Annotated in this window: 12 protein-coding genes; all 12 read right to left on the reverse strand. The window is 54.4% G+C overall.

Annotated elements, in window-relative coordinates:
• Nucleotides 1-7: 7 nt before the first annotated feature.
• Nucleotides 8-370, reverse strand: coding sequence for a dihydroneopterin aldolase (gene folB / locus MKY64_RS27035; protein ID WP_036696480.1), 363 nt, complete (start codon nt 368-370; stop codon nt 8-10).
• A 33-nt stretch (nt 371-403) separates the two neighbouring features.
• On the reverse strand, nt 404-1261 hold the full coding sequence (folP, locus tag MKY64_RS27040; protein ID WP_036723914.1) for a dihydropteroate synthase: 858 nt from the start codon (nt 1259-1261) through the stop codon (nt 404-406).
• Complete coding sequence (locus MKY64_RS27045) at nt 1258-2136, reverse strand: aminotransferase class IV (protein ID WP_036723916.1); 879 nt, start codon at nt 2134-2136, stop codon at nt 1258-1260. The genes folP and MKY64_RS27045 overlap by 4 nt, the downstream gene beginning before the upstream one ends.
• Nucleotides 2133-2714, reverse strand: a complete 582-nt coding sequence (pabA, locus tag MKY64_RS27050; protein ID WP_036723918.1) for an aminodeoxychorismate/anthranilate synthase component II — start codon at nt 2712-2714, stop codon at nt 2133-2135. The genes MKY64_RS27045 and pabA overlap by 4 nt, the downstream gene beginning before the upstream one ends.
• Nucleotides 2711-4333: an anthranilate synthase component I family protein gene (locus MKY64_RS27055; protein ID WP_036723919.1), complete on the reverse strand. Its 1623-nt coding sequence runs from the start codon at nt 4331-4333 to the stop codon at nt 2711-2713. The genes pabA and MKY64_RS27055 overlap by 4 nt, the downstream gene beginning before the upstream one ends.
• Before the next feature lie 164 nt (nt 4334-4497).
• Nucleotides 4498-5436 carry a cysteine synthase A gene (gene cysK / locus MKY64_RS27060; RefSeq protein WP_036723922.1) on the reverse strand — a complete coding sequence of 313 codons (939 nt, stop codon included), beginning with the start codon at nt 5434-5436 and terminating at the stop codon, nt 4498-4500.
• A gap of 174 nt (nt 5437-5610) precedes the next feature.
• On the reverse strand, nt 5611-6555 hold the full coding sequence (locus tag MKY64_RS27065; RefSeq protein WP_051477909.1) for a peptidylprolyl isomerase: 945 nt from the start codon (nt 6553-6555) through the stop codon (nt 5611-5613).
• A 9-nt stretch (nt 6556-6564) separates the two neighbouring features.
• Entirely contained in the window at nt 6565-7449 is an 885-nt protein-coding gene (gene hslO / locus MKY64_RS27070) for an Hsp33 family molecular chaperone HslO (RefSeq protein ID WP_036723923.1), read from the reverse strand.
• Between the two features lie 51 nt (nt 7450-7500).
• Entirely contained in the window at nt 7501-8268 is a 768-nt protein-coding gene (locus MKY64_RS27075; protein WP_036723925.1) for a type III pantothenate kinase, read from the reverse strand.
• Nucleotides 8268-9140: a carboxylating nicotinate-nucleotide diphosphorylase gene (gene nadC, locus MKY64_RS27080; RefSeq protein ID WP_036723928.1), complete on the reverse strand. Its 873-nt coding sequence runs from the start codon at nt 9138-9140 to the stop codon at nt 8268-8270. Before nadC ends, MKY64_RS27075 begins: the two co-directional genes overlap by 1 nt.
• On the reverse strand, nt 9130-10746 hold the full coding sequence (nadB, locus tag MKY64_RS27085; protein WP_036723931.1) for an L-aspartate oxidase: 1617 nt from the start codon (nt 10744-10746) through the stop codon (nt 9130-9132). Before nadB ends, nadC begins: the two co-directional genes overlap by 11 nt.
• Before the next feature lie 39 nt (nt 10747-10785).
• The gene (nadA, locus tag MKY64_RS27090; protein WP_036723934.1) at nt 10786-11724 is read right to left on the reverse strand and encodes a quinolinate synthase NadA; all 939 of its coding nucleotides are present in this window, start codon (nt 11722-11724) and stop codon (nt 10786-10788) included.
• Nucleotides 11725-11730: the final 6 nt, after the last annotated feature.

The following is an 11730-nucleotide window of genomic DNA, read 5'->3' on the forward strand; positions in this document are numbered from 1 at the left end:
GTCTGTCTCACTTTCTCGTCCGGCGCAATTCTACAGTGACTCCCTGGAAGTGAATATCAAAAGGAGGATGCGGCTTGGTCACCTGGACCGTTACTGCATTGATAACAGTATAAGTGTCCAGTAACCCGGATGCAATATGTTCCGCCAAAGCTTCTATCAGCTTGAAGGACTGGGTTTCGACAATTTTTTTGACTACAACATGAACTTCAGCATAATTCACAGTCTGCTCCAGATCATCGCTGAGCCCTGCTCCCTGCAAATCAAGCTCCAGCTCAAGGTCGATATAATAACGCTGGCCAAGCTTCCGCTCCTCTTCAAACACGCCATGGTAACCGTAGTACTCCATGCGGTGCAGCTTCATTTTATCCATTAAGGGTACCTGCCTTCTCTTGAAGAATATAGTCTATACGCAGAGCACAGGTGAACCTGCATATAACATGGCGTCACACATCTCTACGGTACGTTTCATTGCCGCAATATCATGAACCCGCACAAGCTGACAGCCCTGGGCAATCCCGAAGGCAACAGTAGCTGCGGTCCCCTCCAGGACATCATCTGCGGGCAGACCTAGGACGGTACGAATGAATTTTTTACGCGAAGTGGCCAGCAGCACCGGATATCCCAGCTTCGTCAGTGCGCCGAGGCCAGTCATGACCTGAAGATTCTCTTCATAGTCCTTGGCGAAGCCGATTCCCGGGTCCAAAATAATATTGTCCGGCTTCACTCCGGCTGCCAGCGCCAGGTGAATGCTCTCGCTCAGGTCATCCGTCATATCGCTGATCAAGTCCTTATACTCACGGTCATGGCGGTTATGCATCAGAATGATCGGACAGTCTGCCTGCGCAGCAACCGCCGCCATCTGCGGATCGGCCTTGGCTCCCCATACATCATTGATGATATGCGCACCGGCCTGAATCGCCTGACGGGCGACTTCCGCCTTATAGGTATCTATAGAGAGGGGGAGATGCGGGGCGGCCTGATGGATACGCTCAATAACAGGAAGTACACGGGCCAATTCCTCTTCAGAACTTACCGGCTGGTGACCCGGACGCGTGGATTCCCCGCCTATATCGATAATATCGGCACCCTCTGCCGCCATTTGCAATGCATGCTCTACCGCTCTATCCCGCTCTGTCCACAGGCCCCCATCTGAAAAAGAGTCCGGCGTCACATTGAGTATGCCCATAATTAGCGTGCGCTTGCCCAATTTCAGCTCGCTGCTTCCGCAGCGGTAAGTCCGCTCATAGATCATTGGCTTCATATCAGCATATCCGTCCTTTCTCTGTACAGTCTCATAAGTGCAGCCGTCTGCTCTCCACAACGCCCGCTGCCTATGGTTATCCGCCGGTCTCCATTCCATAATGTGCTTACCGGTACGATCTCCTGCACAGAATTGGTGAGGAAGATTTCATCCGCAGCCGCAAGCTGTTCCCAGCGGTAAAAACCTTGTTCAGGCTGATGGCTGGCCGCTGCCAGCTCAAGCACCATTTCCCGGGTAATTCCCGGAAGAATCCCGGTGGAGATATCGGGGGTATAGAGCCGCTTATTGGAGATAAAAAAAATATTACTCACAATCCCTTCGGCGACCTCGCCCTGTGCGGTCAGCATCAGTCCCTCGACTCCTCGCTCTGCGGACGGATAACCGGACAATTCACGTTTTGCCAGGATGTTGTTCATATAGTGCAGCGATTTAAGCCTTACCGCACCCTCCGGGGTATTACGCCGGTGGTTCAGAAGCTGAAGTTCTTTGCCTTCCGTGTATAAGCCGGTTGGTGTGACCGGCAGGGCTTTGATATAGAGCAGATAATTAGGCTGCTTATAGGCTGCGGATGGCAGACCCAGAATATCCTCACCGGCTGTAACGGTGTAGCGGATATACGCCTCACTAAGCTCATTCTTGTCCATTACAAGCCGAATCCATTCCCGCAGCTCCTGTACGTCCGGCTCAAAGGGAATGCCCAGCTGGCGGCAGCCCTCTGCCATTCTGCTCAGATGGCGCTCCAGCAGGAAGGGCTGTCCCCCATACGTACGGAAGGTCTCGAACAGACCCATGCCGTACAAAAAGCCGTGATCCAGAGCGGAGACCACGGCGTCTTTGGCGTCGACTGCTTTGTTGTTAAGTCCTATATATTTCATGCCGGTTCTCCGGCTCTCCGTTTCAGGAAATTGCGCAGCATGGTATGGCCGTGATTCGTAATAATCGACTCGGGATGGAACTGTACCCCTTCAATCGGGTATTCCTTATGCCGCAGGGCCATAATCTCGCCTTCAGCGGTCTCGGCGGTAATCTCCAGGCAATCCGGCAGACTCTCTCGTTCCACGATCAGTGAATGATAGCGTGTCGCCGTGAAAGGAGACTCCAGCCCCTCAAATACGGAGGTACCGTTATGGTGGATGGGTGAGGTTTTGCCATGCATAAGGCGCTCTGCGCGGATGACATTACCGCCAAAAGCCTGTCCGATCGCCTGGTGTCCGAGACATACGCCGAATATGGGGATGATGCCCTTGAAATGCTGCAGCAGCGCAAGGCTGATGCCTGCCTCATTCGGTGTGCAGGGTCCCGGGGAGATCAGAATATGATCGGGGGCTAATGCTTCTATCTCCTCAATGCTGATCTCATCGTTGCGCGCTACCTTAACTTCTCCCCCCAGCTCACCCAGATACTGCACCAGGTTATACGTAAAGGAATCATAATTATCGATGACCAAGATCATATTGCGCTTCCTCCTTCGGCGCCGAGGGCAGCCCGCTCTTCCTGCTCGCGTTCACTGCAGAGAATGGCTTTTACTACCGCTTTGGCTTTGTTGTGGCATTCCCGGTACTCACGGTAAGGGTCTGAATCGATCACAATTCCCGCACCTGTCTGAATGTAGCCGATTCCGTCCTTCACTGCGAGCGTACGTATGATTATATTTAATTCCATATTGCCGTTATAGTCAATCCAGCCCATAGATCCAGTATATGGCCCCCGGCGGACCGGCTCCAGCTCTTCGATGATCTCCATGGTGCGCACCTTGGGCGCGCCCGTGATGGTGCCGCCGGGGAACAAGGCGGCAATGACATCGTACGCATCCCTGCCGGGTGCGACGATTCCCTCGACCTGCGAGACGAGATGCATGACATGCGAGTATCGCTCTACGGTCAGCAGCTCCGGCACGCTGACCGTTCCGTAGGCGGCGACACGGCCGATGTCGCTGCGCTCCAGATCGACAAGCATAATATGCTCGGCGATCTCCTTCTCGCTCCCGCGCAGCTCCGCCTCCATGGCGGCGTCCTCCGCGGGAGTATGGCCCCGCCGCCGGGTGCCGGCAATGGGGCGGGCGCTGACCTTGTCCCCGTGCAGCTTGACGAGCAGCTCCGGCGATGCGCTGGAGAGCGCGAAGCCGGGCGTGCGGAGCAGCCCCATGTACGGGGACGGGTTGAGTCTACGGAGCCATTCGTAGACTTCCTCGGGTGTGGACTTGAGCTGCGCCTGCTGGCGCAGCGAGAGGTTCACTTGGAATACATCTCCGGCACGGATGTATTCCTGGACCTTCAGCACAGCCTGCTGGAAGGGTGCAGCTGAGAAATCCGAGCTCATACCGGGCCACTCGCCGGTGATCTCGGCCTCGCTCTCCACCCTGCGCGTAAGCCCGGCGTACCTTGCATCGGCCGCTTCTTCCGGCTCTGCCGGTGCGTAGAGAAGGCTCCACTGCTCCAGCATGCGCTCCGCACGGTGCACAGCAGCCTCATAAAGACTCCTTAGCCCATCCAGGTTACCGGATACAGTATCCGGCACAGAGATATGAACTGCACAGTAGAGCTGCTGCTCCTGCTCATCGTAGATCCACACTTCTTCCAGTCTCATGAACAGATAATCCGGAAACTCAGGGTTGTTCCTGGCAAGCGACGGCAGCTTCTCCAGGGAACGGGCCACATCATAGCCAAGAAATCCGATACAGCCGCCGATGAACGGCGGCAGACCGTCAAGCGGCAGGCGGGGGGATGTATATTCCCCCATCCATGCCTGCAGCACTTGTAGCGGCTGGCCTTCCGTTACGGCAGATTCTATAAGCCCCGAAGCCTTGGCTCCGGGAGTATAGCTCTCCGCAACGGCTCCCCGCCCTTCGATGATGGAGACAGGGCTCAGGCCCAGATAGGTGTAGCGCCCGCCCTTGCCGCTCTCCAGGACAACCGAATAGGGGGAAGCCTGTTCCCAGGCCTGCTTCCAGCTGCGGGGCAAGCCTTGGTTGTCCTGCCGTTTCCTCAGGATCAGGGGAAGGACGCTCCAGGCCTCATCTGCCTCTGCCCACTGCTCCCAGTCCTGCCAAGCCGTTAAGATCTCCACAACCATTCTCCCGTCTCATCGATAGTTTATTGCCTGTCAGTATACTGTACATAGGGTTACTTTGAAAAGCCCGCAATTCTTATAAATGCTTATTATCCGAAAAAAGAGCCTGCGGTATCCCTGTGAAAGCGGATAGGGCAGGCTCTTCGTAAGAGCTGAATTCTCAGCAATTATACTTCAAAGTTATAGAGCGGAGTGCTCAGGTAACGTTCGCCGTTGCTTGGGATGATGACAACAATTTTCTTGCCTGCGCCAAGTTCCTTCGCTACCTTCAGTGCAGCAAATACAGCCGCACCGGAGGAAATACCGGACAGCACGCCTTCTTCCTTGGCTACGCGACGGGCAGTTTCGAACGCTTCATCATTCTCAACATGAATAATCTCATCATAGATATTCTGGTTCAGAATTTCTGGCACGAAGTTAGCCCCGATACCCTGAATCTTGTGCGGGCCCGGTTTGCCTCCAGCCAGGATCGGTGAAGCCGCAGGTTCTACCGCATAGATCTTCACGCCCGGATATTGACTCTTCAGCACTTCACCCGCACCGCTGATCGTTCCGCCTGTGCCGACACCGGCAATGAATGCATCCAGCGGGCCGCCTACGGATTCGATCGCTTCAACGATCTCCGGTCCAGTGGTCTCGCGATGGATCTTCACGTTAGCCTTGTTCTTGAACTGCTCCGCAAGGAAATAATCCGGATTCTCGCTCAGAATCTGCTCAGCCTTCTTGACCGCACCGTTCATTCCTTCTGATCCCGGAGTCAATACGAGCTCAGCGCCGTAAGCGCGCAGCAGGTTGCGGCGTTCAAGGCTCATCGTTTCCGGCATAACAATAATGGCCTTGTAGCCTTTGGCAGCTGCAACAAGCGCCAGGCCGATCCCTGTATTACCGCTGGTCGCTTCTACAATCGTGCCACCCGGCTTCAACAGGCCCTCTTTCTCAGCCTCTTCTACGATGCTGATGGCAATACGGTCTTTCACACTGGAGCCTGGATTCTGGTATTCCAGCTTCAGGAAGATCTCTGCCGAGCCTTCCGGAACAATCCGGTTCAGGCGGACGAGCGGTGTGCCACCGATCAAATCTGTTACACTGTTGACGACTTTAGCCATGAGTAAAAACCTCCTTGGAATGATAAATGAATTAGGGTGCGGAACTTATGACAGATGCTATCAGCATATATTACCGTAGCTCCCGGTTCACAATGCCTGGGTAACTAACAGTTGTAATTGTACCGCTTAATATTTCCGACTAAATCAGTAGGTTTTATATTTAATTTCATATTATCAATCTTGCAGGCTGTTGTCAATATATATTGCTGTATCATATTTGGCCCGTAATTCACGCTCTACCTGCTGCAAGGGCGCTGCCTGCTCCAGTCTCAGCTGCTGGCCGATCATCCGCCGCAGTTCCTCCTGATCCGGCTTCACAGGATCAATCAGCTTCTCCAGACGGATCACAGCATACCCCCCGTCAACCTGCAGCGGTCCTGCGATATCGCCATTCTCCAGCCCGGCTGCTGTCTCCAGCAGCTCCTCAGGCCAGAACGGGTCCTTCTCCTCGACCGTTCCGATACTGCCGCCATGCTGGCGGCTCTCCTCGTCGATCGAGACCTCACGGGCCAGCACTGCAAAATCCTCACCCCGCTCCAGGCGGTCCATCACTGTACTGGCCTCGTTATAGGTGGAGGTCTGGATGATAGAGAGCTGCATTTGCTTGCGGGGCATGAATCTCTCGCTATTTTGCTTCAGATAATCATCAATTTCCGCATCGCTGACCGTAATGCCGGCCGTTGCTATGGCCTGGAGTGTCAGCCGGTATGCCGTCTCCTCACGCAGCTCCTGACGGGATAGTCCAAGCTCAGACTGCATCTGCTGATAATATTGCTCCTCCGAGCTGTAACCGGACATTCCCCGCTTCAGTTCCCATTCAATCTCATCATCCGTGACCATAATTCCCAGCGCTGCGGCTTCCTTGCCTACCACGATGTGATTCAGCATGCTCAGCAGCACTTCTTCCCCGTGCTTCTTCTGAAGCTCCTCTATCCATTCCTGTTCCGTGACCGGCTGTCCTCCGGCAGCAGCGACATCCGAGGCTTCTCCTTCAGCCGTCTCTGCCTTCAGCAGTGCCATGGCACGCAGGCTCCAGAATAATAGCCCTCCCAGCACCAGCGTTGCCACAGCAAGTAATATAACGGCATTGCGCAGCGCGCGCTCCTGTCTTGTCACCATTTCATAGCCCTATGACTTCGCTTGATCGAGGATTACCTGCAGTTCATCCTTGTTAAATACATAGCTCTCATTGCAATAGTGGCAGACAACTTCTGCCGTATCATCTTCTTCGATCAGCCGTTCCAGCTCGTGCTCACCCAGACTAACCAGAGTCTGCTCAATCCGTTCCCGTGAGCACTGACATACAAATCGGACCTCCAGCTCATCCATGATCACAGCATCCGGCAGCAGCAGCCGCAGCATTTCCTCAGGCTCAAGCCCCTGATCCAGCACGGACGTAACCGAAGGCATGGCTCCAACCGCTTGCTCAACCTCGGTAATCTCCTCATCGGTCAGCCCGGGCAGCAGCTGAATAATAAAGCCTCCGGCAACTCTGACTGAATTATCGGTCTCCACCAGCACTCCAAGTCCTACAGCAGCAGGCGTTTGCTCCGAGAGGGCAAAATAATAGGTAAAATCCTCACCCAGCTCTCCTGAAACGATAGGCACACTGCCGCGGTACGGCTCCTTCATCCCCAGATCCTTGCTGATATCAATGAAGCCTTCCGTACCTACCGCCCCTGCAACATCCAGCTTGCCCATGCTGTTGCTTGGCAGATGAACATGCGGATTGCGCACATAGCCGCGAACTTCTCCCAGGGCATTGGATTCAGCCGTAATCTGCCCGAGCGGACCGTTTCCTTTGACCATAATCGCGAGCTTCTCCTGCCCCTTGAGCATGGCTCCCATTATAGCTGCGGCAGTAACCGTACGTCCAAGCGCTGCCGTAGCCGTCGGATACGTATCATGTCTGCGCCGCAATTCATCGACAAGCTCTGTGGTACGGACAGCGAACGCTCTGACTCTTCCGTTCATCGCCGTCCCCCGGACCAGCCGGTCCTTCTTATTATCCATTGGGTGCCTACTCCTCCTATCTCTCTCTTCTGTATAGGTTCATCTTTATGATTATTTGTTACGGTTGTAAATAATGCGCAATCCTTCAAGCGTCAGCATCGGATTCACCTCATCGATACATTCTGTCTCACTGGCAATCAGTGAGGCCAGCCCTCCGGTAGCAATAACCTTGAGAACGGGAGCATTCATCTCCTGCTTGATGCGTCTGACGATACCCTCAACCTGACCGGCATAGCCAAAAATGATCCCTGCCTGCATCGCATGTACGGTATTGCGCCCGATTACCTTCTTGGGCTTCTCCAGCTCAATCCGGGGCAGCTTGGATGCCCGCAGATAGAGGGCCTCCGTGGAAATGCCCAGACCCGGCACGATAGCACCGCCCAGATAGTTGGCCCCGGCATCAATGCAGTCGAAGGTGGTTGCCGTGCCGAAATCAACGACGACAAGCGGACATTTATACTGCTCAATCGCCGCAACCGCGTTCACAATCCGGTCCGCCCCCACTTCGCGCGGGTTCTCATAACGCAGATTAAGCCCGGTTTTGATACCAGGCCCCACAAGGAGCGGGTCCTTGCCGATGAATTTGACACACATCTCTACGATAACCTGCACGAGCGGCGGAACAACCGAGGAGATGATGACCCCCTCGACATCCCTGAACGAGAGATTCGACATGCTGAACAGATTATGAATCATTACACCATATTCATCGACAGTGGACCCGCGGGCAGTGCTCAGCCGGAAATGGTGCAGCAGCTCACTGCCCCGGTAGACACCCAGCACGATGTTCGTATTGCCGATATCGACGACAAGTATCATCAGAGGGCTCCCTCCTTCTTGCCATTCAGATCCAGGCTGATATCGAGACTCGCGAAGGAATACGTCAGCCGTCCTACCGAAATCACATCCACACCCGATTCAGCAATGCCCCGGACCGTCTCTAGAGATACATTGCCCGATGCCTCGATGGTGACATGCTTCGCCTTGGTCCGGATTCTTCTCACGGCTTCAGCCATCTGCTCAGGAGACATGTTATCGAGCATAATAATATCCGCTCCGGCCGCCAGCGCTTCCTCTACCTGCTCCAGACTCTCCGTCTCTACTTCAATGGTCATGGTGTGCGGGATATTGGCACGGGCACGCCCTACTGCCTGACGGATGCCGCCGGCCCCCTTGATATGATTGTCCTTAATCATTACCGCATCATACAGACCGTAACGGTGGTTGGCTCCGCCGCCTATGCGGACTGCATATTTCTCCAGCATCCGGTGACCCGGTGTGGTCTTGCGGGTATCCACCAGGCGGGTCGGCAGCCCTTGAAGCTTCTCTACAAAAGAAGCCGTGCGCGAGGCCACACCGGATAAACGCTGCATCAAGTTGAGGGCAAGCCGTTCACCGGTCAGGATGGCATGAGTGCTGCCTTCTACCTCAGCAATCACAGTGCCCTTGGAGACAGCTTGTCCTTCCTGGACCAGCGCCGTGAATACGAGCCCAGGATCAACAACTTCGAATACCAGCTCGGCCACGGGGATTCCACAAATAATCCCGTCTTCCTTGGCATGGATGATTCCCTTGGACTCATGCCCGGCAGGAATGGTTGTTCGGGTAGTAATATCGCCCGAGCCGACATCCTCCTGCAGCCAGCCCTTAATAGCCTTAAGCAGATCTTCATTGTATCCGTTAAACATCATCACTTAATTCCTCCACTATTCCAAGTTCGCGAATCTGGAGCAGATGCTTCTGCCACTGTGCGTCACTGCGCAGCGGATAATCCTCACGATAATGCGCACCGCGGCTCTCCTCCCGTGCCAGGGCCGATTCAGTGATCAGCAGACAGCATGTAAGCATATTGGCGAACTCGTATTCTTCCCGTGTTGTCAGCTTGGTATTAAAAATCGGCAGTTGGCGCTTTATCTCATCCAAGCCTTTGTTCAGCATTTCCCGGTTCCGCCGCAGTCCGGCGTACCGCACCATAGCCTTTTGCAGCTTCAACCGCCGTTCTACAATTGCCTGTGCAGGAGCTTCTACCCTTGCCTGATGATAGGCTACCGATAGGTTATCCCGGTCAAGCGGTGGAAGCTGGCGGATTCGTTCAATGATCCGGCGGCCGAACACAACAGCTTCCGACAAGGAGTTGCTGGCCAGCCGGTTGGCACCTTGCACACCAGTAGATGATACCTCACCGCAGGCAAACAGGCGGGCAACCGTGCTCTCTCCGCTCAGGTCGGTCTTCACGCCCCCCATCATATAATGCGCAGCAGGAGCCACCGGAATCCAGTCACTTGTAATATCCAGCCCGTAGCTCATGCAGGTTGCATAAATGGTCGGGAAGCGGTGTTTAACCATATCCGCCGGTTCATGCGTAATATCCAGATAGACAAAGGTGGATTTGGTCAATTCCATCTCGCTTACAATGGCGCGGGCAACAATATCCCGCGGGGCCAGCTCCTGCAGCTCATGATAACGTTCCATGAACCGCTCACCGTTAATGTTCCGCAGCACAGCGCCTTCTCCCCGCACAGCCTCCGAGATCAGGAAGCGCGGAGCGCCAGGATAGCTGAGTGCTGTCGGATGAAACTGAATGAACTCCATATCCCGGATATGGGCACCGGCACGATAAGCAATGGCTACCCCGTCTCCGGTGGCCACCTCAGGATTGGTCGTGTAACGGTATAGCTGTCCTGCTCCGCCGGAGCATAGGATTGTTGCATCTGCCTGCAGGAATAAACGCCCGCCGTCAGGCCGCTGTACAAGCGCTCCCAGACACTCTCCGTCCTCCGTAATCAGGTCAACGACATAATGGTCATCCCAGGTCTCAATATTCTCATGCCGGGCAGCCTGTTCAGCGAGTGCGCGGACAATCTCATATCCTGTAGCATCCCCATTTGCATGTAAAATACGGCGGTGGCTATGTGCCCCCTCCTGGGTTAAGGCAAGTACACCATTCTCCTTATCGAAAATCGTGCCAAGCCGGATCAGTTCTCGGACGCCTTCGGGCCCTTCATTGACCAGCACATCCACAGCCGCAGAGGAGTTCAGTCCCGCGCCGGCCATCAGGGTATCCTGACGGTGATACGCCGGCGAATCATCCTCCGAAATGACGGCCGCAATTCCGCCCTGGGCATACCGTGTGTTGCTCTCCATTACGGTCTTCTTCGTAATCATAATAACCTTCCGGTCTTCGCTGGCCTTGATCGCTGTGAATAACCCGGCAATACCGGAACCAATGACCAGGCAGTCTGTCTTAACTACAGGAAGTCCCTGAAGATCAAAATCAACCAAATATTGTGGAATCATGACCGCTTTTCACCTGTTTCAACGAAAGAGTAGCGCATGCTACCGGACTTGTAGCATGCGCTCTAAGGATGTTCTGGCTTTGTCGGCGACTGCAGGCGGTACATAGATCTGCGGCTTCATCGTCTCCAGGCATTTGACCAGCTTTTTCAAATTATTTACCTTCATATTAGGACATACCAGGAATTTGGTGGCAAAATGAAACTCCTTATCCGGGCTGTCCAGCCGCAGCTGATACCCGGTTCCATCCTCAGTACCCACAATAAACTGCCGGCGGTCCGATTTCCGGCAATATTCCAGAATTGAGGTAGTGCTGCCCACATAGTCCCCCATTGCCACGACTTCCGGGCGGCATTCGGGGTGTACAACAAATTCAGCTTCCGGGTATTTGGCTCTCATCTCCATGACATCCTTGACGGTAAGCATGTCATGAGTATTGCAATAGCCCTCCCAGATAATCAGCTTCTTGCCGGTCTGATCCTGCACATATTGACCCAGATTCTTATCGGGCACCCAGATGATTTCTTCAGCATCGAGTGATTCGATCACCTTCACCGCATTCGCTGAGGTGCAGCAAATATCTGTCTCCGCCTTAATCTCTGCAGAGGAATTGATATAGGTTACTACCTTCGCATTGGGATGCTGCGCCTTCAGCTTACGCAGCCCATCCACATTGACCATGTCAGCCATCGGGCAACCAGCACGTTCATCAGGAATCAGGACCGTCTTGTTCGGCGCCAGAATCTTGGCGCTTTCCCCCATGAAATGAACGCCGCAGAATACAATTACATCTGCCTCTGTCTCCGCCGCCTTCTGGGCCAGCAAAAACGAGTCTCCCCGGAAATCGGCAACTTCCTGAATTTCATCACGCTGATAATAATGAGCCAGAATAATAGCATTCCGTTCCTTCTTAAGCTGTTCGAGGCGCACACGAAGTTCACGATTCTGTTCCTGCTTGCGCTCAAGCGCCAGAGCTTCCACGGTCAG

Source organism: Paenibacillus sp. FSL R7-0210, assembly GCF_038009085.1.
In the GTDB taxonomy this organism is placed as follows: domain Bacteria; phylum Bacillota; class Bacilli; order Paenibacillales; family Paenibacillaceae; genus Paenibacillus_AQ; species Paenibacillus_AQ silagei.

Bases quoted from the DNA above. Each gene is read 5' to 3' on its own strand.
- folB (WP_036696480.1), bottom strand. From the start codon at position 370: ATGGATAAAATGAAGCTGCACCGCATGGAGTACTACGGTTACCATGGC.
- folP (WP_036723914.1), bottom strand. From the start codon at position 1,261: ATGAAGCCAATGATCTATGAGCGGACTTACCGCTGCGGAAGCAGCGAG.
- MKY64_RS27045 (WP_036723916.1), bottom strand. From the start codon at position 2,136: ATGAAATATATAGGACTTAACAACAAAGCAGTCGACGCCAAAGACGCC.
- pabA (WP_036723918.1), bottom strand. From the start codon at position 2,714: ATGATCTTGGTCATCGATAATTATGATTCCTTTACGTATAACCTGGTG.
- MKY64_RS27055 (WP_036723919.1), bottom strand. From the start codon at position 4,333: ATGGTTGTGGAGATCTTAACGGCTTGGCAGGACTGGGAGCAGTGGGCA.
- cysK (WP_036723922.1), bottom strand. From the start codon at position 5,436: ATGGCTAAAGTCGTCAACAGTGTAACAGATTTGATCGGTGGCACACCG.
- MKY64_RS27065 (WP_051477909.1), bottom strand. From the start codon at position 6,555: ATGGTGACAAGACAGGAGCGCGCGCTGCGCAATGCCGTTATATTACTT.
- hslO (WP_036723923.1), bottom strand. From the start codon at position 7,449: ATGGATAATAAGAAGGACCGGCTGGTCCGGGGGACGGCGATGAACGGA.
- MKY64_RS27075 (WP_036723925.1), bottom strand. From the start codon at position 8,268: ATGATACTTGTCGTCGATATCGGCAATACGAACATCGTGCTGGGTGTC.
- nadC (WP_036723928.1), bottom strand. From the start codon at position 9,140: ATGATGTTTAACGGATACAATGAAGATCTGCTTAAGGCTATTAAGGGC.
- nadB (WP_036723931.1), bottom strand. From the start codon at position 10,746: ATGATTCCACAATATTTGGTTGATTTTGATCTTCAGGGACTTCCTGTA.